Annotated in this window: 11 protein-coding genes (1 of these 11 only partly in view); 8 read left to right on the forward strand and 3 right to left on the reverse strand. The window is 69.3% G+C overall.

Annotated elements, in window-relative coordinates; all coding sequences use genetic code 11:
• The 8 genes in view from HYV14_00080 to HYV14_00115 are tightly spaced (at most 49 nt apart) and all read left to right on the forward strand, a layout consistent with a single transcriptional unit that may run on beyond the window.
• Positions 1–11031: the final stretch of an Ig-like domain repeat protein gene (locus HYV14_00080; GenBank protein ID MBI2384387.1), read on the forward strand. 22758 nt of this gene lie to the left of the window's left edge; only the last 11031 of its 33789 coding nucleotides appear in the window; its start codon lies beyond the left edge, outside the window; it ends in the stop codon at positions 11029–11031.
• 49 nt (positions 11032–11080) lie between these two features.
• Entirely contained in the window at positions 11081–12145 is a 1065-nt protein-coding gene (locus HYV14_00085) for a HEAT repeat domain-containing protein (GenBank protein MBI2384388.1), read from the forward strand.
• Complete coding sequence (locus HYV14_00090; protein ID MBI2384389.1) at positions 12142–14214, forward strand: adenylate/guanylate cyclase domain-containing protein; 2073 nt, start codon at positions 12142–12144, stop codon at positions 14212–14214. Before HYV14_00085 ends, HYV14_00090 begins: the two co-directional genes overlap by 4 nt.
• Before the next feature lies 1 nt (position 14215).
• Positions 14216–14932, forward strand: a complete 717-nt coding sequence (locus HYV14_00095; protein ID MBI2384390.1) for a DUF3307 domain-containing protein — start codon at positions 14216–14218, stop codon at positions 14930–14932.
• Positions 14933–14942: 10 nt separating this feature from the next.
• Entirely contained in the window at positions 14943–16088 is a 1146-nt protein-coding gene (locus HYV14_00100) for a thiolase family protein (GenBank protein ID MBI2384391.1), read from the forward strand.
• Positions 16069–17565, forward strand: a complete 1497-nt coding sequence (gene hutH, locus HYV14_00105) for a histidine ammonia-lyase (GenBank protein ID MBI2384392.1) — start codon at positions 16069–16071, stop codon at positions 17563–17565. The genes HYV14_00100 and hutH overlap by 20 nt, the downstream gene beginning before the upstream one ends.
• Before the next feature lie 41 nt (positions 17566–17606).
• A complete protein-coding gene (gene hutU, locus HYV14_00110; protein MBI2384393.1) occupies positions 17607–19256 on the forward strand; it encodes a urocanate hydratase in 1650 nt (549 codons plus the stop codon).
• Between the two features lie 2 nt (positions 19257–19258).
• Entirely contained in the window at positions 19259–19756 is a 498-nt protein-coding gene (locus tag HYV14_00115) for a YajQ family cyclic di-GMP-binding protein (GenBank protein MBI2384394.1), read from the forward strand.
• A gap of 75 nt (positions 19757–19831) precedes the next feature.
• On the opposite strand, the gene HYV14_00120 is transcribed toward HYV14_00115, so the two are convergent.
• Genes HYV14_00120 through HYV14_00130 form a run of 3 tightly spaced genes read right to left on the reverse strand, consistent with a single transcriptional unit; the run spans position 19832 to position 23621 of the window.
• The gene (locus tag HYV14_00120) at positions 19832–21427 is read right to left on the reverse strand and encodes a hypothetical protein (GenBank protein MBI2384395.1); all 1596 of its coding nucleotides are present in this window, start codon (positions 21425–21427) and stop codon (positions 19832–19834) included.
• Positions 21428–21487: 60 nt separating this feature from the next.
• Complete coding sequence (locus HYV14_00125) at positions 21488–22039, reverse strand: hypothetical protein (GenBank protein MBI2384396.1); 552 nt, start codon at positions 22037–22039, stop codon at positions 21488–21490.
• A gap of 34 nt (positions 22040–22073) precedes the next feature.
• Positions 22074–23621: a hypothetical protein gene (locus HYV14_00130; protein ID MBI2384397.1), complete on the reverse strand. Its 1548-nt coding sequence runs from the start codon at positions 23619–23621 to the stop codon at positions 22074–22076.
• Positions 23622–23790 lie beyond the last annotated feature (169 nt).

Consider the following 23790-nt stretch of genomic DNA (forward strand, 5'->3'; position numbering starts at 1 on the left):
CGCCCGGCGGACGTGCTGATCTCGGCCCCCACCGACCCGTACGCGCCCTCGGTATCGACCGCGGCCATCAACGTCGGCGCGGGCTACACGGCGCCGATGACGGTGAGTCTGCGTCGCGCGGCGACGGGCCATTACCTCTCCGCCTCGGACTTCGGCGCCTCGGGCCTGTCGAGCGATCCTCAGTCCTCGACCTTCACCGTGCTCCCGGCCGCGCCCATGGGCCTTCAACTGCTCCTCGCCGGCCAGACCGCGGTCCCCGGCTCGGGCGACTATCCCAACGGCGGCGCCGCGGGCGTGATCTCGACGCCGACGGCGGGGACGCCGCTGGCCGGCACGGTCAACCTCGTCGACCGCTACATGAACCTCTCGCCCGCCGGCGCGCGGCCGCTCGTCTACCTTAATACCAACGACCAGTACGACATCGACCCGTCCACCTCGGCTTTGATCGGCGGCACCTTGCCGGTCGCCCTGAATTTCGTGACCAAGACCGCGGGCGCGACGGTCCTGGTCGCGCCGCAGGACACCGCGCCGGACCGCGTCTGCACCGCCAACGGCCCCTCCAACGTCTGTCTCGCGCAGTCGCCCGCGGCGGCGTCCATCCCCTTCCGAGTCTTCGCGTCGACGGCGGTCGGCCTGCAGGTGACCTTGCCCGGCGAGACGCAGAAGCCCGGCAAGTGCGACACTCAACCCGGCGTCGTCTGCCGCACGTTGCTCCCGGCCGAGGGCGCGGCCGGCAAGGACGGCACGCCGAACCAGTACATCGTCGCCTCGCCGGCCATGACCGCCGACGTCTGGCTCGTCGACCAGTTCTACAACCCGGTCAGCGACATCGCCGTCGGCCCGTCCCAGGACACCAACCCGCCGGCCGTGATGCCGACGGTGCGCCTGTCCTACCCCTCGGACCCCGTCGCGGGCGTCCCGGCGGCGGCCGCGCTGATCCTGGGCAACCGCCAGTTCAACTTCTCGCCGCTGCGGGCGGCGACGGCCTATACCGTCATCGCGACGACGACGTCGGCCTCGGCCGTGACCTTCTCCACCGCCGCCTCGGCGGCCTTCGCGGTCCAGCCCGGTCCGATCAACCATCTCGTCTGGTCTGGCCTGCCGGCGAACGCCGTCGCGGGCGTGACCTTCAGCGGCGTGCTGACCGCCCACGACCAGTACGACAACGTCCTGTCGACCGGCCCGAACGCCTACCGCTCCAACGTCACCTTCAAGGCCGAGTTGTTCGGCGGCAACCAGGACCCGACCTTCGCTCCGTCGAGCGTGCTGTTCTCCTCGACGACCGATCAGGGCTCGAAGTCCCTCCCCGGCTTCCTCTCTCTGAAGAAGGCCGGCGTGCGCTGGGTCGAGGCCCATGAGACGCTGAACGCGGCGCTGACCAGCGAGATGGGCGGGGACTCGGTGCGGCCCCTGATCACCGTCGCGCCGGCGGCTCCCGACTCGATCAAGGTCACGCCCACGGCCGACGTGGAGCAGGACGCCGGGACCTTGGTGCCGAGCGCGCCGGGCTCGCTGGCGATCACCGGCCAGCTCACGGACGCCTTCGACAACCCGATCACCTCGACCCAGACCGTGTACGTCGAGGTCGTCTCGACCGTCGGCGCGTCGGGCCGCCTCTCCATCGGCGGAGTGGACGTCGGCTACTCGACGACGGTCATCAGCGACGCCCTCGGCCAGGTCGGCATCAGCACGTCGATCCGCTACTTCGTCTCCTCGAACGCGGGCGACTCGGCGCGCATCTGGATCGGCACCATGACCGCGCCCTCCAACCTGGCCGGTTTCATCGCCGCCCAGAAGGACATCTCGGGCGCGATCGTGACCGTGGGCGGACCCGCCAGCCAGATCGTCTTCGTCACCACGCCGACCGCGGTGACGGTCGGCATCAACGAGGTCGCGGGCGCCGGCGGCATCTACGTGATCCAGCGCCTCGACGACTTCGGCAACGTCACGCGCTTCGGCACGACCCCGATCTCTCTGGCGGTCGCCGAGACCGCGGTGCACACCGCGCGCGGCTACAACCTGGGGCTGTTCGGCAACATCGGCGACTACGGCTTCCGCGACGCGGGGAACACGCAGTTCATCACCGGCTTCTCGATCGACCCCGGCTTCACCGGCGCCGAGACGACGTTCCGCTATCACGACCGCATGAGCTCGTACTCGGGCGTGGCTCCGTCGTCGAACACGGCGGAGGGCGGCCGCCCCGGCCGGTGGTCGATCCAGATGAAGGTCGGCACCGCCGTGAAGGCGACCCACTCGCTGCGGGCGGACCCCGACGTGATCAAGACGGTCGCCTTCGGCAACCCCGTGCAGACCTTGGTCGCCGGCAAGGTCGTCGACTTCTCGAACAACCCGGGCGTATTCCGCCCGCAGCTGCAGGACCTTTTCGCCAACCCGGCGGTCACCACCGCGCCCCTGGTCGTGACCCTGTCGACGACGTCGCGCCGGCCGTCCTACGTCAACGACTACATGGCCTTCTCCCGTTCGAGCGACTCGTTCGCGGGCTCGCGCGTCTCCGCGCCGTCCTTCGCCGCGTCGACGACCACCGTCGACATACCCATCGGGGCCTACCAGGCCACCTTCTATTACCTGGACACGACGGCGTCGAACGTCTACCCGTCGCCGGGCTCGCCGACCCTCGCGCTCGCCGTCCCCGGCCTGGTCGGCTCGGCCCAGGCGGTGTCCGTGTTGTCCGACGCCATCGACGGCCTCGCCGTTTCGACCGGCGCCGGCCAGGCCCTGCAGGCGGGCGCGACCTCTCAGGTCTTCATCGTCGAGGCGCGCGACTACTACGGCAACCCCTCGGCGGTGCGCCCCGGACAGGACCTGGGCTTGGGCTACGTCCAGGTCCGCCTGGAGTCCGACTCCGCGGGCCAGATCGCCTTCTCGACCCCGACGCCCGGCAATTTCATCAGCACCTCGGCGGTGGCCTACATCCTCGTCAACCAGTCGGCCACGAGCTTCTACCTGATCGATACCTTGCTGACCACCGGCTCGACGCACGAGATCACGGCCGCCGGCATCACCTACGACACCTGGAACATCGGCCGCGCCAGCTACACGGTCCTCCCCGGCCAGCCCGCGCAGATCGGCTGGTACAACCCGCCGCGCCGCCTGATCGCCGGCACGACCGTCGAGTACCAACTCGGCGTGCCGACGAACACGGTCATCGCCGCCGAGCTTCGCGACATGTTCGGCAACGTCACGACCTCGACGGCGACCTTCACGATCCATTACACGAGCCCGGACCTCACGCCTTACGGCGGCGTGGACCCGACCGCGGTCATCGTCACGTCGGCGCCGGTCGGCTGGCGCAACCTCAACTCCCTCGCGCTGGACGTGTCGATCCCCGGCGGCGCGTCCCTCTCGCTGGCGCCGATGTACCTCTGGGACACGATCACCGGCGGCACGACCGTCCAGGCCCAGGCCAAGCTCGGCGGCAACGACGTGTTCGCGCCGATCAGCCAGGTCCACACGATCACGCCGGGACCGGCGTACTACATGACTCTTCACCATCCGTACACCCCCGCGGCTCCCCTGCCGGTCACGAACTCCGGCACGATCGCCGTCAAGGTCCGCGACCAGTTCGGCAACATCGCGGCCGGCGACGCGCAGAACGGCAATTACTACACCGGTGTCATCACCTTCAGCAGCTCTGGCTCGACGGACACGGTCACCTTGCGCGACTCGATCGCGATCTCGACCTACCACGTCTTCACCCCCGCCGAGGCGGGCGTCTTCTCCAACCTCACCGTCATCGACAACGTCCAAGAGGTGCTCAAGGTCCGCACGAGCGACTACTACAACCCCGCGCTGTACGGCTTCACCGAGGACAGCGCGCGCTCGGGCCTGCCCACGAACGTCGCGCTGCGCTCCGACGGCGACGTCGAGCTCGTCGGCATCGTCGTGACGCCCAAGGACATCGCTCCCGAGTCGAACCCGCCCCCCGCCGGCCCGATCCCGGCGGACAAGATCGCGGCGGGCGTGACCAAGAAGGTCCTGAACCAGGGAGACGGCAACGACCCGGTCGACTCCCCGGACCCGATCGCGATGCTGCGCCTGTCGATGCAGGTCGCCGCGACGCAGTCGTCCGGGCTGTCGTCGAGCCTCAGCGCGCTGCGGGTGCAGAAGCACCCGGCGGGGAACTTCGATCCCTTGAAGATCACCGAGCTCGGCCTGTGGTACGACGCCAACACCAACGGCCGCTTCGACGCCCCGCCCGCCGGAGACGTGCTGCTCGCGACCGCGGCCTACGACGCCCTGGTCACGGGCGAGTGGTTCTTCGGCAGCGCCGCTTTCGGCCAGACCGCCCTCGAGGTGGCCGACCCCGTCAATACGGTGATCAACAACACGAACCGGAACTTCTTCCTGACCGTGCGCATCGCGACGTCGGGCTACGCGTCCAACGAGCTGCCGAGGAGCTTCGGCCTCCGGCTCGAGGATCCGTCCAAGGTCACCTTGGCGACGGGCCTCCAGGTCCGCATCGCGGCCGACAATTTCGCCATCCAGACGGCGACCTCCTCGGTCGAGCGCCAGCCGGCGCGCATCAACGTCGCGGCCTCCGACATCAACGCCTGGTGGCAGGCGCCGGGCGACACTCAGGCCTCGAGCCACAGCTACGTCAACCAGGGAGAGCCCAACGTCGGCGTCATGCAGCTCGACATGTGGACCGACGCGTTCGCCGGCGTGCTCTCCAAGATCACGCTGTCGCACCAGGGCGGAGGCCTCGACCAGCACATCAGCAAGGTCCGCCTGTACCTCGACACCCCGCCCAACCAGCTCTCGACGCCGGGCGACGGCGAGTTCAACTTCTCGATCGACAAGCAGGTGGCCGAGGCGACCTTCCCGTCCGGCGAGACCGGGCAGGTCTCCCTGGTCCTCAACGATCCCACCGGCTTGAACGGGACGATCCTGACCTCGACGAGGACCTACTTCGTGGCGTTCGACATCTCTCCCTCGGCCGCCCCGGGACAGAGGCACGGCGCCAAGGTCACGAACTCCCAGATCGTCCCGCTGGCGGGCAACGGCGTGATCAACACGAGCTTCGCCCAGTTCACCTCGACGGACGTCCCCGTCGTCGCGACGCCGGACCAGGTCGTGCTGACCGACTGGAACCGCCAGGGCGTCGTCGGCAGCACCCAGACCGACGCCCTCCCCTCGACGGTCAGCCAGAACGACAAGAACCAGCCCGTCGCCAAGATGACTTTGCGCGTCAACTCGGGCGCGGCGGAGTGGACGGGCCTCAAGCTCGACCGCTGGCTGCCCTCGGTGGTCAACAACGGCAACATCTCGACGAACAAGGCCGCGGACGTGGCCAACATCCGCGTCTGGCTCGACCGCGACGGCGACGGCCTGCTGTCGACCTCGACCGACACCCAGGTCAGCCCGCAGAACTCGACCCTTCACGTCTTCCCGACCGCGATCATCTCCACGGCGGTCGCGCCCGCCGACACGTCGATCTACGTGAGCAACATCGGCCTGATGTTCCCGGCGGACAACCCGTTCCCGAACGACCAGGTCAGCCGCCTCGTGCTCAACGACGCCCAGACCGACGAGCTGCTCAAGGAGGTCGTCCTCTGCCGCGGCCTGGACCAGACGAACGGCATCTACACGAACTGCCTGCGCGGCCAGGAAGGCACGACTCCCCAGGCGTACTCGACGGGCACCATCCTGTCGGGCCCGGCGCGCATCCCGATCCAGGCGCTGGTCGGCGGCGGCGGCCAGGTGATCGAGACCGTGAAGCTCGACTACTTCGTGACCTACGACCTGAACCCGCTGGCGACGGTGTCGACTCAGGCGAACATCGGCCTGGCGATCCCGAACACGACCTACATCCAGATCCGCGATCCGAAGACCATCTCGACGCTGAACGTGGCCCTGCCGAGCGCCGGCGGGCGCTCCGCGTCTTTCGTTCCCAGGATATCCGAGTATGCCGACTTCGTGCGAGTGACCTCGTCGAACGCGGTCGACGGGCTGATCGGCCCGTACGCGCAGCAGAAGAGCTCGGTCGCGGTCGCTTCGATCCTCGTGCAGACGGACGTCGCCGACGCCCCGTGGCGCTGGCTGCTCGTCTACGCGACCGGGACCGCGACGTCGGGCGGCGCGGTCGCCGGCGACGTCGATGAGACCCAGCTCTGGTACGACGCCAACAACGACGGCCTGTTCAACCCGCCCAGCGGCGACATCCTCGTCGGCTCCGGCACCTTCGGCAACTACCAGGGCCTGCCGCTGATCTCCCAGATCAACCTCAATCCGGCGCGCAAGATCGTCACCGCCGCGCTGGCCTCCCAGCCGCAGCGCTACTTCGTGGTCTACAAGATCTCGGAGACGGCGCTGCCCACGGACCCCCTGACCCAGAAGCCCCGCTCGCTGGGCGTCGGCATCCTTCCCAGCTCGCTGCCGACCAACGACCCGGTCAACGACAACGTGTTCCAGAACGCCCTGGCGCTGCCCAACCGCTACGACCCGGCCTCTCCGCTGCCGTTCTACTCGATGACGCGCGACATCGTCGCGGCGCCGCAGACGATGTACGTCAAGGCGACGCCGTACTTCAGCACCTCGAGCGGCACCTTCCCGGCGCCGCTGCTGACGAGCCCCGTCCTGGCACTGCCCGCCGGCACGGTCGAGTCGTCGTGGATCCTGACCTCGACCATGGGCCTGCCGTCGCCGCTGCCGGGCGCCACGGCGTACGCGCTGGTCGACGGCGAGATCGTCGGCTACACCGCCTTCAACGCGGCCGTTCCCGCGATCCTGAACGTCGAGCGCGGCGCACTGAACAGCCCGCCGGCGGCGCACTCGACCGGGGCGGTCGTGTCCCCGACGGTCAACCAGGGCGACAACAACGTCGCGGCCATGCGCCTGGACGTGTGGACCGGGGCCTTCCAGGTCCAGATGTCGGAGATCCGCTTCAACCGTACTTTGCCGACCAGCCTCAACGGCGACGACCCCGACCTGAACGCCATCCGCGTCTACAAGTCCATCGACGGGATCTACAAGCGTAATCCCGCCACCGGCATCAACGCCGGCGACATCCCGCTCGGCGAGGCGCGCTTCGGCACGCCGCCCGACACCTCCGGGCGCGCGACGGTGCCGATCAGCGACCCGAACATCGGCAACCCGGGCTACATGATCGTCACGTCCACGCCGACGACGCTCTACGTCGCGTTCGACGTCTCGCCCGCGGCGAAGTTCTCGCACCCGACCTTGACGCCTCCCAACGAGGTCGTGGGCGTCTCGGTGACGGATCCGGCGCGCTTCAAGCTGACCCCCGTGCTTGCCAACCACTCCACGGTGTTCGTCGGCACGGCCCCGATCGCCAGCCCGACCTTCGTCATCGGCCCGACCGTCAACCAGGTCACCGTGACCTTCGACCAGATCTCGGGCAACACGGCGAAGCAGAACGACAAGAACGTCGCGATGCTGCGCCTGAACATGAAGACCGACCGGAACACCGCGCTCGTCCAGAAGCTCCGCTTCACGCGGACCGGAACGGCCGGCTCGCTCGACAGCGACGTCACCATCCTCAAGATCTGGTCCGACGCGAACGCCAACACCGTCTTCGATCCCGCCGACTCGACCGTGACCGCCCTCGGCGACCGCCCGTACCTCCTCTCGTTCGGCAACGAGACGTTCAGCTCGGGCACGGTCAACATCACCTTGAAGCAGCCGATCGTCGTCAGCACGACGCCGGCCGACTACTTCCTGACCTACGACATCTCGCAGTTCGCCGCCGAGGGCAACGGCCTCGGCGTCGCGATGCTCGACCCGACCTTCGTCACGGTCCAGGTGCCCAACACGGTGCTCCTCCCGCAGACGAGCTTCACCTCGAACCCGCTGCTCCAGGTCACCAAGGTCGTCTCACGGGTCGTCATGGGCGTCAGCGACATCGCGGCGGGCATCCGCGGCGTCACCCAGGCCCAGACCAACGTGTCGCTGCTGCGCTTCAGCATGACGACCGACATCGCGCTGGCGCCCTGGCGCGCCCTGCGCCTCGAGCGCGGCGGCGGCTCCCAGGATCCGGCCAAGCCCCTCGGCCGCAACACCGACGTCAAGTTCGTCCGCATCTTCAAGGACATCAACCAGGACGACACGCTGGACCTCAACGACGTCAACATCTCCGAGGCCAACACGACCTTGGCGGTCGCGGTGTCGAGCACGACCAGCCCGCCGTTCGACCTGGTCGTGGCCTCGACGAAGGGCTTCCCGCTGGACAACTCCAACGTGATGACCGGCGGCCGGCTCTGGGTCAACAGCGCCGAGCTGATGACGTACTCCGGCCCCGGCTGCCAGGGCGCGTTCACTCCCGGCATCGACAACGTCACGGGCAAGCCCTGCGTGAACGTGACCTCGCGCGGCGACAACCTCGGCCTGGGTCCGACGCCCCGGCTGACCTTGTCGGTCGGGACGGCGGTGAAGAAGGTCGACGTCTTCGACCAGAACGCCGACGCGAACGTGCAGACCCTCGTCACCTTCAACGCTGACCAACTCGTCGGCCCGACCGCGCAGGCCTTCTTCGTGGCGTACGACATCGGCGACTCGGCCATCCAGAACGACCTGGTCAACGTGACGATCCGCGACCCCTCGTGGATCGGCCTGCCCCGCGGCGACAACGCGGACGTGCTCATGCTCACCGGGATCACGCGCACGAATCCGCTCGGCACGGGCTCGACCTCGTATCCGTACGTCGGCGGCAACGTTCCGATCAGCCCGATCACCTTGGCCGTCGACGGCTTCTCGCTCGCGCCCGCCGGCGCCGGCCAGGGCGACGCCAACGTGCCGATCATGCAGGTCAACCTGCAGACGAGCTCGGACTTCGTCAACATCGCCGCGGTCCGCATCAAGCAGACCGGGACGATCCTGACCTCGACGACGGCGCTGACCGGCGACGGCACCGTGTCCCGCATCAAGATCTGGCTCGACAACGGCGACAAGGTCTTCACCCCGGCGACCGACGCCCTGATGGGGGACCTCGCGGTGTCGACCGCCGGCGCGTTCTCCAACGGCGTCGCCCTCGTCCCGCTGACCGTCAACTCGATCCCGTACCTGCGCGTGACGACGAAGACCGCGGTCATGTTCTTCAGCGCCGACGTGGGCTTCACCGACCGCACCGGCGGCACGACCCTGAACCAGACCGCCGGCTTCCAGCTCGCGGACTTCACGGACCTGATCGACCCGGGCGGGGCGCCGCTGACGGCGGCCCCCGACCCGGTCCGCCGCCCGCCGCTCTCGTCGAAGGAGTTCCTGGTCGCCATGCTGACGGTCCCGGGCGTCTCGGTCAGCTCCGCCGTGCCCCCGATCATCATGACGCGCGCCGGCACGGGCGTCCCGGGCCAGGCCGTCGGCTACCCCGCCTACGCGCTCGTCGACCCGGCGAACTGCAACAACGGCAAGGACCCGGTCAACCCGCGCAACAACATCTGCTACGACAGCAACGCCAACCCCCTGCCCAACCAGACGAAATGGATCTGCCAGAACGGCCTCCCGTGGCCGGCGAACTGCGCCGGCTCCCCGCCGCTCATCGACGTCAACGGCGACGGCTCGCCCGACAACTTCAAGGTCGGCGAGAGCTCCCGCCCGACCCAGGTCTCCCTGCTCGGCGACGGCAACCCCACGACCGACCTCACCGGCACGGGCATCCTGGACGTCGACATCAACAAGGACGGCATCGTCGACCTCGTGATCTTCTCGGCCGGCTCGAACAAGCCGTCTTTCCGCATCGGCCTCGACGTCGCCGACCAGGGCAACCTGGCGAAGACGGCGCCCGACCCCGGCCAGGGCCTGTCGCCCTCGGCGTGGGCCAAGAGCGCCGGCTCGCTCTCCTTCAACCTGCCCGTCACGGGCACGTCGGGCTATTACCAGGTCGCCGTCGGGTCCTACTACGACGACCCGATCGGCATCACCCACAAGTGGTCCTCGGTGACGGCCGTCAACGTCGCCGGGCTCTCCGTCGCCTCGTACGGGGTGATGGCGGGCAGCGAGCCGATCACCGGCGCCACGCTGACGAACCTCGTGCTGGAGATCCCGAACGTGACGCGCCTGACCCAGACCTTGACCCAGGAGACGACTTTCTTCACCGTCGTCAGCAACACCGGCCTCCTGGGCAAGACCGACGGCTCGGGCCTGGTGTACATCGGCTCGGAGATCATGCGCGTCAAGCGCGGGCCGACCTCCAACACCTTCGAGGTCCTCTATCAGGACGGCGACCCGGCGCCGTTCAACGGCCGCGGCCTGCGCGGCTCGGCGCCGATCGTCCACACCAGCGGAGAGCTCGTGTCGGACGCGGGCGCCATCCTCTTCGCCCAGTTCGTCTCCGCGACGGGCTCGGTGTCGCCGCCTCAGCCGATGTGGATGTACCGCGTGGACCCCTCGGCCCCGACCACGCCCGGCTCGGCCGTCCCGCTCGAGCAGGGCAAGCCGACCTACGCGGTCAAGTGGACCGCCTCTCAGCAGTTCGTGTCGGGCGTCGCGGCCTACGAGGTCCAGGAGCGCGGCGGCGACCCGAAGAGCCTGTCCGAGACGGTGATCTGGCGCACGGTCAACGTCATCCCGTCGCGCCTGACCACCTACAACGTGGGCGACCCGAGCTTCGCGGGCGAAGGCCCGCGCAAGCCCGGCCAGTTCTTCAGCTATCGCGTGCGCGCCATCAGCGGCGCCGGCGTCGCCTCGACCTGGTCGCCGCTGGCGGCGAGCGCCGGCACGGGCATCACCTCCGAGATCGTCACCGGCGTGAGCAACTTCCCGAACCCGTTCGACTCGCGCAAGGGCGGCGACCTGGGCCTGACGAAGATCACCTACATCCTCAACGGCGACTCGGACGTGACGATCTCCATCTACGACGCCCTGGGCTACCTGGTCAAGACCATCAGCTGCCCTCCGGGCGCCGAGGGCGGCAAGCTCGGCCAGAACTTCGTCCCGTGGAACGGCCGCAACGACGCCGGCGTGGCCGTCTCGAAGGGCGGCTACGTCGCCCGCATCAAGGTCAAGGCCCCCGGCGGGTCGGCCACGGTCATCCGCAAGATCGGCGTCATCCACTGATCGTGGATTCCGCTTGAAGGCGGGGGGGGCGACTCGCTATTATCCCTGCGTGAGATTCCGCCCGCTTTTCGCGGCCGCCTTCCTCTTAGTAGCGCCTGTCTCGCGCGCCCAGGCCCCCGACCCCCTCAAGGCGGCGATCGAGGCGTCCAAGGCCTCCGACCCGATGGCCAGGCGGCAGGCGGCGGAGACCCTCGGCCTCTCGCGCAATCCCGCGGCCGTGCCCGCCCTCGAGGCCCTTCTCGGCGACGCGCATCCCTTCGTGCGCGCGGCCGCCTGCGACGCCCTCGGCCTCCAGCGCTCGCGCGCCTCGGTCCCCCGGCTCTCGACGGTGCTGTCCGGCGACTCCGATCCCCGCGTGCGCCAGGCCGCGGCTACCGCGTTCGTCTACATCGGCGACGGCGCGGCCGCCGGCGTCCTGATCGGGGCCTTGAAGGACGCCGCCGCGCCGGTGCGCCACGCGGCGATGCGCGCGCTCGGGAAGCTCCGCGCCGGGGGCGCGGTCGGCGCCCTGGCGAGCGTCCTGTCCGATCCCGACGCCGCCGCCCGCAAGGTCGCGGCCGCCGCCCTGGGCGAGATCGCCTCGAAGGAGAGCGTGCCGGCCCTGTCCAGCGCCCTGTCCGACGCCGACGCCGGGGTCCGCGCCGAGGCCGCCAAGTCTCTCGGCCTCATCGCCGATCCGAGCGCCGGACCGGCCCTGACGGCGGCCCTCAAGGACCCCGACGCGGGGGTGCGCGTGCAGGCCGCGACCTCCCTGGCCCGCGCCGGGGACCCGTCGGGCCTCCCCGTCGCCTACGCCGCCTTGAAGAGCCCGGACGCGACGACCCGCCAGCAGGCGGCCGCGACGGTCGGCCTCGTCGGCGACGCGAAAGGCCTCGCCGCGCTCGACTCCGCCCGTGCCTCCGAGAAGGACGTCAACACCTCGGGCATGATGGATTACGCGCGGGCGCAGCTCCGCGCCCGGCTCGGCCTGCCGGACAAGGAGCCGGCGAAGGCTCCTGCCAAAGCGCCGGCGAAGGCGCCCGCGGCGCCGGCCAAGAAGGCCCCGGTCAAGACGCCCCTCAAGGCTCCCGTGAAGACTCCCGCCAAAACCCCCGCGAAAAAGGTGAATCGATGAATCTGCTCGGAAAAACTTTCCCGAAACGCTTCAGCGCGGTGTTCTGCGTCCTCGCGGCGGTCGCCTACCTCCCCTATCTCGTCGGCATCCCCAGCAACGGCATGTTCGCCTCCATCGAGCGGGTGTGGCACGATCACGCCTTCACTTTGCGCGAGGGGAGCATCAAGGCCGGCGATCCCCGGCTCATCCTCCTGGCCGTCGACGACGACACGGTCCACGAGCTCGGCTTCCCCCTGCCGCGCAAGGTCTACGCGAAGGCCCTCGAGAAGTTGAAGGACTTCGGCGCGAAGACCGTCGTGTTCGACGTGCTGTTCCTCGAGAACCGCGAAGGCGACGCGGAGCTCGCGGCGGCGGCCAAGCGCCACGGCAAGGTCATCCAGCTCTTCGTCGTGGAAAAGCCCGAGGGAGCCGACAAGGCCCGCGTGCAGATGGCCGTCAAGCCGCTCAAGGCCACCGCGCAGTACCTGGGCTCGCCCAGCATCGGCCAGCACCTCGAGGACGACGGCCACATCCGCACCTTCCTCCTGTTCAACCCCGAGTTCGAGGACCCGATCCTGACGGGCAAGCCGTCGACGTCGCTTCCCGCGGCGGCCGTGGCGAGCTTCACCGGCAAGAGCTTGGACCAGGTCCTCAAGGAGAACCCGGCGGAGCAGATGCCGATCCCGGTCCTGAACTTCCGCAAGCCGCTCGAATGGCCGAAGCACCCGGACAGCCCGCCGAGCGACGTGAACTCCTCCCCTTTCCGCACGATCTCCCTGATGGACCTGGTCAAGGGCACGATGTCGAAGGAGCAGCAGGCGGCGCTGAAGGACTCGCTCGTCGTCGTCGGCTCGATCCCGACCGGCTACTTCGACCATTACCCGGCGCCGTTCAACTCCCACATGCCCGGGCCCGAGTTCCACCTGACGGCCATCGACAACGTCCTCAACGGCGACGCGCTCGAGGCCACCAGCCGGCTGAACGTCCTGCTGCTCGTGCTCCTCTCCGCCTGGGTGCCGTATTTCATCCTGCGGGCCCTGTCGCCCGCCCTCGGGGCCGTCGCCGTCGCGGCGGTGCTCGCCGCGATGCTGGGGGGCTCCCTGCATCTGATGAGCCGGGGGACCGTGATCTACCCCGTCGCGCCGGGCCTGACGCTCGCCGTGAGCTTCCTCGTCCTGACCGTGCACCGCGTCCTCGCCGAGGGCGCCGAGAAGCAGCTGATCAAGGCGAAGTTCGGGCAGTTCGTCTCGCCCGAGATCGTCGAGGAGCTGGCCAACGACCCGGAGAAGGCGAAGCTCGGCGCGCAGAAGCGCGAGATGACGGTGCTCTTCCTCGACATCGCGCACTTCACGACGATCTCGGAGAAGATGGGGCCCGAGGCGCTGATGGCCTTCCTCAACAAGTACCTGTCCAAGCTCAGCGAGGTCATGCTGGACCGCCGCGGCACGATCGACAAGTTCATCGGCGACTGCATCATGGCGTTCTGGAACGCGCCGCTCGAGAACAAGGAGCACGCGAAGGACGCCGTGCTCTCCGCGCTGCACTGCCAGCAGGCGATCAACGAGCTCAACAAGAACCTCGACCCCGGGCTGCCGGAGATACCCGCGATCCGCATCGGCATCAACACGGGCCAGATGAACGTCGGCTTCACCGGCACCGAGCGCAAGCTCGCCTACACGGTGATCGGCGACGAGGTCAACCTCGCCTCCCGCCTCGAGGGCGCGAACAAGTTCTTCGGCTCGAGCATCATCATCAGCGAGCCGACCTTCCAGGGCTCCAAGGCCGCCGTCGAGGCCCGCTACCTGGGCCGCGCGCGCGTCGTCGGCAAGGCGACGCCGGTCCCCGTGTACGAGCCCCTCGCTGAAAAAGGGAAGTTGACGCCTATCTGGGCGAAGGCTCTCCCCGTATGGGACAAGGGCGTGAAGGCCTTCTACGACAAGAAGTACGAGGAATCCCTCGCCGTTTTCATGGAGTTCGCGAAGCTGATGCCCGGGGACGGCCCCGGCGAGCTTTATCTCAACATCTCCCGGGACTACGCGGCCCTGCCGCCCGACGACTGGGACCAGGTCTTCAACCTCACGGCGAAATAGAATGAACATTTTCTGGCGGCTGATGTTCGGCCACCTGCTCTGCGATTTCACGCTCCAGACGAACTTCATCAACCGCTGGAAGCGCACGAGCATGTGGGGCCTCCTCGCGCATTGCGCGATGCATCCCGTCGCGTACCTGATCATCGCCTGGCCCTTCCTCGGCGACTTCTGGATCGAGAACGCCTTCTTCCGCCTGAACGGCTGGACCTGCATCGCGATCATCTTCATCACGCACTTCCTCGAGGACTGGTGGCGCGTGTACACCATCTTCAAGTACGGGATGCCGGACAACACCTTGTTCTTCGCCTGGGACCAGGTCATCCACTACGCGGTGATCTTCTCCGTGGCCCCGCTGGCCGTCACGACGACGCCCGTGGCGGGCTTCTTCCCCGAGAAGTGGCCGGTGCTCGGCTGCCTGTTCGTGCTCGTCACCCACGCCTGCACGGTGCTCATCTACTTCCTCGAGAAGGACCTCCACGGGGCCGATTATCCCGCCGACGACGAGAAGCACCTCGCGATGGCCGAGCGCCTCGTGCTGGCGCTGTGCTTCCTGTTCCCGACGCCGCTCGGCGCCGGGCTGCTCGCGGCGGGCTGGCTCGGGGTGATGTTCTTCCTGCGCCGGCGCCGCCTCTTCGACCTGACCGCCTTCACCTTCTACATGGGCGCGGCCGTCTCCGTGATCTGCGGCGTCGCCGCCCGATTCGTCTACTACTCGTAAGGAGTCCGTCATGAACGACATTCTCGTCCTCTCCGCCTCCCGCACCGCCATCGGCTCCATCAACGGCGTGTTCGCCAATCACGCCGCGCCGCAGCTGGCCGCCAAGGCCGCCGCCGACGCGATCGCCAAGTCGGGCGTGAAGCCCGAGGAGCTCGGCGAGGTCGTGCTCGGCTGCGTGATCCCCGCCGGCATCGGCCAGGCTCCCGCGCGCATGGCCGCGATCGGGGCCGGCATCCCGGTCTCCGTGGGCGCTACGACGGTCAACAAGGTCTGCGGCTCGGGCATGAAGGCCGTGATGCTGGCCTCCCAGGGCATCGCGCTGGGCGAGCACGACTACGCGCTGGCCGGCGGCATGGAGTCCATGTCCAAGGCGCCCTACCTCCTCGACAAGGCCCGCTCCGGCTACAAATACGGCGACGCGAAGCTCCTCGACGCGGTGCTCCGCGACGGCCTGATCAACCCCTACGACGGCGCGCACATGGGCGACTGCGGCGAGTTGTGCGCCAAGGAGCACGGCTTCACGCGCGAGATGCAGGACGCCTGGGCGGTCCGCTCGTACGAGCGCGCGGCGGAAGCCGTCGCCAAGGGGTATTTCAAGAACGAGATCGTCTCCGTCGACGGCATCGAGCTCGACGAGGAGCCGGGCCGGGCCAAGCTGGATAAGGTCGGCAAATTGCGGCCCGCCTTCCAGAAGGACGGCACCATCACCGCCGCCAACGCCTCCAAGCTCAACGACGGCGCGGCGGCCCTCGTGCTGTCGTCGGCCAAGGGCGCGGCCGGCAAGAAGCCGCTCGCCCGGATCGTCGGCTGGGCCACGCACTCCCAGGAGCCGAAATGGTTCACCACCGCCCCGGCGGGCGCCGTGGAGAAGCTCCTGAAGAAGGTCGGCTGGACGGTCGATCAGGTCGACCTCTTCGAGGTCAACGAGGCGTTCGCGGTGGTCACCTTGGCCGTGGCCAAGCTCGGCAATCTGCCTCATGAGAAGATCAACGTGCACGGCGGCGCGGTCGCCCTCGGCCATCCGCTCGGCGCCTCCGGCGCGCGCATCCTCGTGACCTTGATCAACGCGCTCAAGGTCCGCGGCGGCAAGCGCGGCGTCGCCGGCATCTGCCTCGGCGGCGGGGAGGCCGTGGCCGTTGCCCTCGAACTCGTTTAAGCTCGGCTCGGCCCTCACCCTCGAGGGCCTCGCCTCGGTCGCCGTCGACGGCCGCAAGGCGGTCCTGCCGGCGTCGGCCCTGAGGCGCGTCGCGGCCTCCCGCCGCGTGCTCGAGTCCGCGATGGCGGCGGGCGGGACGATCTACGGCGTCAACACCGGCTTCGGCGAGCTCGCTTCGACGCGCATCTCCACCGAGCGCCTCGCCCAGGTCCAGCGCAACCTCGTCCTGTCCCACTCCTGCGGCGTCGGCGAGCCTCTCGACGCGATCGAATCCCGCTCGATCCTGTTTCTGCGGGTCAACGAGCTGTCCCGCGGCTTCTCCGGCGTGCGTCCGGCGCTGGTCCGCCACTTGGCCCGCATGCTGGAGGCGAACATCATCCCGTTGATCCCGAGCCGGGGTTCCGTCGGCGCCAGCGGCGACCTCGCCCCTCAGGCTCATATGGCCCTCGCCGTCATCGGCGAAGGCGACGTTTTCTTCCGCGGCCGCCGCATGGCGGCCGCGAAGGCGTTGAGGGCCGTCGGGTTGTCCCCTTTCGTCCTTTCCGCCAAAGAGGGGCTGGCTCTCTTGAACGGCACCCAGGCCATGCAGTCCGTCGGCGGCCTGGCGCTGTTGGCCGCGGAGCGCGTTTACCGCGCCGCCAACCTCGCCTGCGCCGCGTCGTTGGACGCGCTGACCGGCACCCCGTCGCCGTATGACGAGGCCATCCAGGCCTTGAAGCCGCACCCCGGTCAAATAGCAGCCGCGCGTTCTTTGCGTCGGCTTTTGGCCGGCTCCGAGATCAGGAGATCTCATGCCATAGACGACCCGCGCGTGCAGGACTCCTACTCCCTGCGCTGCGTCCCCCAGGTCCACGGAGCCGTCCTGGACCGGCTGACGGAAGCCCGCCGCGTCGTGGAGATCGAGCTCGGCTCGGTCACCGACAATCCCCTCGTTTCGGGAGGCCGCGTGATCTCCGGCGGCAACTTCCACGGACAGGCCCTGTCCTTCGCCTTCGACTCGGCGGCCGGAGCGCTCGCCGCGTTGGCGAACATCTCCGAGCGCCGCACCTTCCAGGTCACGACCGGGACGGCTCCGCGCCTGAAGCCTTTCCTGGCCCGCGACCCGGGGGTCGAGTCCGGACACATGATCGCCCAGTACGCCGCCGCGGCGCTTGCCTCCGAGAACAAGACCCTCGCCCACCCCGCCTCCGCCGACTCCGTGCCGACCTCCGCCAACAAGGAGGACTTCGTCTCGATGGGCATGTGGTCCGCCCTCAAGTTCAAGAAGACCGTCTGGAACGCCGCGCAGGTCGTCGCCATCGAGCTCGTCTGCGCCGCCCAGGCCGTCGAATTCCACCGCCCGCTGAAGTCGGGCCGCGGGGTGGAGGCGGGCCTGGCGGTCCTGCGCTCGAAGGTCAAAGCGTCCCGCGGGGACGAGGTCCTTTCGGGTAAATTGGAGACGGCAAGAGAGCTGGTTTTGTCCGGCGCGTTCGACTAGGATTTTGGTGTCAGGCTCGCAAATTCGTTGAATTCTTTTCCATGAGAACCATTCGAGCGGCGCGCGGAAGCAAATTATCCTGCAAGGGCTGGCAGCAGGAGGCGGCCCTGCGCATGCTGATGAACAACCTCGATCCCGAGGTCGCCGAGCGGCCGCAGGACCTCGTCGTCTACGGCGGCCGGGGCAAGGCGGCGCGGAACTGGGCCTGCTACGACGCGATCGTGAGGTCGCTCAAGGTCCTCGAGAACGACGAGACCTTGCTCGTCCAGTCGGGCAAGCCCGTCGCGGTGTTCAAGACCCACGACCAGGCGCCGCGCGTGCTCATCGCCAACTCCAACCTCGTCGGCAAGTGGGCGAACTGGGACCATTTCGACGAGCTCGACAAGAAAGGGCTCATGATGTACGGCCAGATGACGGCCGGCTCCTGGATCTACATCGGCACGCAGGGCATCCTGCAGGGCACGTACGAGACCTTCGCCGAGGCGGGCCGCCGGCGCTTCGGCGACAGCCTGACCGGCAAGACCGTCGTGACGGCGGGCCTGGGCGGCATGGGCGGGGCCCAGCCGCTCGCGGCCACGATGAACGGAGCGGCGTTCCTCGGCATCGAAGTCGATCCGACGCGGCTGCGCTTCCGGCTGAAGACGAAATATCTCGACGTCGTCGAGGAGAATCTCGACGCGGCCCTGGCGCGCGTGACGCGGGCCAAGGCGAACGGGGAGGCCTTGTCGGTCGGATTATTGGGCAACGCCGCCGATATCATCCCCGAACTCGCTAAGCGGCGCTTCCCGGTCGACGTTCTGACGGACCAGACCTCGGCGCACGATCCCTTGTACGGATATATACCGCAGGGGTACGACGTGAGCACGGCCGCTCAGCTGAGGAGGAAGAACCCGAAGGAGTACGTCAAAAAATCCATCGCGTCGATGGGACGGCATGTGGAAGGAATGCTCGCGCTCAAGAAGCAGGGCGCCGTGACCTTCGACTACGGCAACAATATCCGCGCCCGCGCCGAGGAGGCGGGCGTGAAGAACGCTTTTGATATTCCCGGATTCGTGCCCGAGTACATCCGCCCGCTGTTCTGCGAGGGCAAGGGGCCTTTCCGCTGGGCCGCGCTCTCGGGTGATCCCGAGGACATACGGACCACCGACCGCGAGGTCCTGGCCGCCTTCCCGAAGAACGAGGCGCTCAAGCGCTGGATCGAATTGGCCGGACAAAAAGTCGCTTTCCAAGGCCTTCCCGCCCGCATCTGCTGGCTCGGCTACGGCGAGCGCGCCGAGATGGGCGCGCGCCTGAACTGGCTGGTCAAGAAGAAGAAGGTCGGCGCGCCCATCGTGATCGGCCGCGACCACCTCGACTGCGGCTCGGTCGCCTCCCCCAACCGCGAGACCGAGGCCATGCGCGACGGCTCCGACGCCGTCGCCGACTGGCCGATCTTGAACGCCCTGCTCAACACGGCCTCCGGCGCCTCGTGGGTGAGCTTCCACCACGGCGGCGGCGTCGGTATGGGCTACTCGCTGCACGCCGGGCAGGTCACAGTCGCCGACGGCACGAAGGCGATGGCGGCGCGGCTCGAGCGCGTCCTGGCCAACGATCCCGGACTCGGCGTGGTGCGCCACTTCGACGCCGGCTATCCGCAGGCGAAGGCGTTCGCGCGCAAGCACAGATCTCTCAAAATCCCGATGGCGAGGTAGATATGGCCAGCGACTATTCTTTCGACTGCGTGTCCGACGTGGACCTGAACCTGGTGTCCGAGGTGATCGCCGTGGCGCTCAAGGAGATCCAGAACCGCTTCGACCTGAAGACCGCCAACGCCTCGATCGAGCTGATGGTGAAGGAAAAGAAGCTCATCGTCCGCGCGAGCGACGAGTTCAAGGCCGAGCAGGTCTACGACGTCCTGCTCACCCGCATGGCCAAGCGCGGCCTGCCGATCAAGAACCTGACCAAGGCGAAGGCCGAGGCGGCGCTGGGCCAGACCGCGCGCATCGACGTGACCATCCAGTCGGGCATCCCGACCGACAAGGCCAAACTGATGCAGGCCGCGATCAAGGAGAACAAGCTCAAGGTCAACGCCCAGATCCAGGACGGCCAACTGCGCGTGACGAGCAAGTCGAAGGACGAGCTCCAGGCCACGATGAACGTGCTCAAGGCCGGCAAGTTCGACCTCGACCTCCAGTTCAAGAACTTCCGCTAGCGCGGAATTCGTCGAATTGTCAGGCCAGGCACCGGGGGCCCGGAATTCAACGAATTTGCGAGCCTGACACCAAGATTATCGCCAGTGCTTGACGGGGCGGTTCGCGTCGGCGGCGACGTCGTCCTGGTACATCTTGGCCAGCTCCTCCCAGGCGATCTGGTCGGCGGGACGGGCGGGCGCGGGGCGCGGCGGGGCGGGAGGCGCGGCGTTGGCCGCCTTCTCCAGGGCCTTGCCGAGGCGCGCGGTGTCGGCGCTCAGGCGTCCGAAGAACGGGTGGGCCGAGGCCTCCTTCAGGTAGATCTCCGAGGCGTGGTCGGGCTCGGCCGCGATCCGCTCCATCAGGCCGGAGACCTCGCGCACGATGGACTCGGCGTTGACGACCTCGTTCTGGTAGTGGGCCTCGAGGTCGGACATCTCCTTGCGCAGCAGCTCGAAGCGCCGCGCGGGGATGCCGTGGTCGCGGGAGAAATGGTCCAGCACCGGCAGCCAGGTCTTCTGCGAGGCCAGGTTGCGGCGGGCGCGCTCGACCTCGAGCTCGGCGGCGGCCTTGCGCGCGCGCAAGGTCGCCAGCGGGTCGGCCATCTCCTGCTGGCCGAAGGTCACCGCGTAGTAGGGCAGGCGCATCTTCAGGTTCGACAGATAGTGGGCCGGGTCAGACAGGTAGTTCCAGGCGCCGGCTTCCTCGAAGCGCCCGTCGAGCTCGTGGTCGATCGCCCAGCCGACGAGGCGGGCCAAGGTCTCGTTGAGCTCGTGGTAGTGGAACGCGAGGTAGAGGTTCTCCTTCGCGGCGCGGCCGTACCAGAGGCCGTGGCCGAGGAGCTCGTGGCCGATGATCGAGGGCAGGGACTCGCGCATGAAGTCGGGGTCGCCGTCGACGTAGTGGCGGTTGAGGCGGATCTCGGCGTAGCCCTCCTGGCGCCAGTCGGTGTAGGCCTGGGCGGCGTAGAAGCGCTTGCGGCCGTCGACGAGGTAGAGCTGGGAGTCGGGGAAGTCCTCGAAATGCACGACCGCCGTCAGGCCCTCGGCGAGGAACTCCTCGGCGTAGCGGCGGCCGGTCGGGGTGTCGAGCAGGCGCTTGAAGGAGTCCTCGAGGGCCTTCTTCTCGTCGGGGCGGCCGCGGTCGTCGAGGCGCACGCGCTCGAGCATGCGCGTCAGCAGCGGCCGGGAGTCCGGCCCCGGGGTCAGCTTGGCGCCGTCGCCGGCGGGAGGCACGACGGGCTCGTCGCTGATGGCGGCGGCCGACATGAAATTCCGCTCGAGCGCGCCGACGCCGGCTTCGCCGTTCAGCTCCGCGAGCTTGGCGGACTGGGCGCCGTGCTCGCGCAGGCTGTCGATGACCTTCGCGCGGTTATGGACGAGCGGCTTGGCGGCGGCGAGAGCCTTGGGGGCGAGGGCGACGGGAAGGGCGGGGAGCGCGGCGGCGGCCTTGACCGGCGCCATCGTCGGAGAGGGGATCGGGACCGCGTTATGAGGGATCTGGGCCGCCGCCGACAGGCCCGGGCTCCAGGGGCTCAGGGCGAGGGGGAAGGTCTGCGCGAGAGGGGCGATCGTCGCCGCCGACGCGGTGAGGCCGGGGCGGGGGGAAAGCGGGACTTCGAGCGTGACGCGCTGAGCCGCCGCGTCGAGCGCGGCGGCCGCCAGGAGCAGGGCCGTCAGGAGACTGCGTTTCATTCCTCTGATAGAGTGTACGGGTGCGCGTCCGCCCCGCCCAGGGCCCTCGGGTCCCCCGGGCTAGGTCTTCCGGCCGGGCGATTTCACGGTCTTTAGGAACGCCTCCCAGGCCTTCTCGCCGCGGCGTTCCCTATCGGGGGCCGGGGACTCCCGGGCGTACGACAGGACGGCGAATCGGCCTTTGGACGCGGGCAAAATGAGGAATATCTCCCGCCCCAGCACCTGCTGCCGGCCCGAGGGGATGTGGGGGTCGCCCAGGTTGACCGGAAAGCCGCGCTGATGGAGGTCCACCCGGCGGCGCGCGACGGTCCGCTCGCCGGCCTTCTCGGGCGGACGGCCCATGGTCGAGGCGGCGGCCCCGGAGAGGAAGGCGGCGGGGTCGGCGTAGGCGCTTCCCGGGGCGCCGAAGACGCGGACGACGATCCGGTCCTCGCCCGAGACGAAGGCCGAGACGGGGTCGGCGCCGTTGGCGTAGTGCTCCGGCCGCCAGCCCTTCGGAGCCGAGAAGCGGACGACGGCGGAGATCGCTTTCGCCGGGGACGGCGCCGTGCGCTCCGCGGCCCAGGAGGGCGCCGCGAGGGTGAGAAGGACGGCCAGAAAAGGTCGGGACATGGGGTCTCTCGGGCCCAGTATAGCCGGGCGTCCGTCAGCGCGCCAGGGGCCAGTGGTCCGGGTTCTCGACGAGGTCCTTGCGGTACATCTCGGCGATCTGCGCGGCGTCCAGGTCCTCCGCGTCGCGCGGGCGCGGCTTCGGGGCGCGGACGACCGCCGCCTTCAGGCGCTCGCCGAGGGCGCGGGTGCGCGCGCTTTCCTCGGCGAAGAACGGGTCGGCCAGCCGCTTCGCGGTCTCGGCGAAGCTCGCCTTCTCCTCCGGGGACTCGAGCGCCGCGGACGCGGCCAGCAGCTCGCGGCGGACGGCGAGCAGGCGCTCGCGCTCGACGGCCCTTTCCTCCGGGGACGCCGCGTTCTTGAGCTCGGAGCGGACCAAGGCGAGGCGGCGCGAATCCACGCCGTGCTCGAACTTGAAGTGGTCGATGATCTTGTCCCAGTCCCGGGCGGCGTCGGCGGCGCGGGCGTCGAAGAGCTCGAGGGCGGCCTCGACGCGGGCAAGGCGCTCTTGGAGGGCGCGGGCCGGCGCGGCCGCCTCCTCCGCGGAGAAGGTCTTCGCGTAATAGCCGCCGGCGAGGTGCATCTCGCGGTGGTAGCGCTCGGGGTCCTCGAGCCAGCGCCACAGGTGGGCGTCGCGCGGGACCTCGCCGAGCTCGGCGGCGACCAGCCAGCCGACGACGCCGGCGTTGAGCTCGTCCCCGCGCCAGCGGTTCCAGGCGGACTCGAGGCCCGCCGCCTCGGCCCGGGCCGCGCCGAGGGAGTGGCCGAGCAGCTCGTGGCCGAGCGTCGCGGGCAGGTCCAGGAGCTGATAGGCCGTGTCGACGCGCAGGTAATCGCGGTTGAGCTTGACCCAGGCCCCGGCCGGGCCGTGCGAGGCCGTGCCGCCGTAGCCGGACAGGGACCGGCGCCCGCCGCGCTCGACGAGGACGCTGTTCTCCATCGCCGCGAAGGAGACGCGGACCGTCAGGCCGCGGCGGACGAACTCGGCGGCGAGCTCGCGCGCGGTCGGGCTCTCGAGCAGGCGGCGGACGGCCATGTCGAGCGCCTCGCGCGCGAAAGGGTCGCCCCCGTCGTCGAGGACGAGGCGTGCGCGCAGGCTCGCGGCGAGCGGGTCGGCCGGGGCGGCGGGGCCGGGGACGGGCACGCCCTCGGGAGAAGGGGGCTTCGCGAACTCCTCGTCGCCGAGCTCGGGCGACAGCGAGCGCAGGAACCAGCGGTCCTCGAGCGACATCAGGGACGAGCGCAGGGCGGCCAGGGCCCTGGCCTCGGCCTTGTCGGCGCCGGTGGCGCGGCCCTCGCGCGCGGCGGCGCGCAGGGCGTCGAGGCGCGCGGCCACCCGGGACCGGACGAGCCGCGTGCCCTCCTCGAGCGGCACCGCCTCGTCGGGGCCGTCGTCGCCCAGGGGGCGGATCTTGACGAGACGGTCGCCCACGATCACGAAAGGGCCCCCGGGGGCGCTCAGGAGGTCGCCCGCCTCGGCCTCGGACAGCCCGGCGCCGCCGACCGAGAACGGGACGGTCGAGACGAGGGGCACGGCCGCGGCGGCGGGGGCCGCCAGGGCGAGCAGGAGCGACAGGACGCGCATGAAGCGATGCTAGCCTAAGCGGGCCGCCCCGGATAGGGCCCTAGGAGCCTGAGCAATTAGTCGGGCCGCCACACTGCAGCGGCATTTGCCCCCCAACGGAATGGCCGCCCCCGCGGGGGGCGGCCAGGATCGTCGCCTTCGGCGCCGATCTGAGAAAGGGCTGCTCACC

The organism is Elusimicrobiota bacterium, from assembly GCA_016182905.1.
Taxonomy (GTDB): Bacteria; Elusimicrobiota; Elusimicrobia; order UBA1565; family UBA9628; genus GWA2-66-18.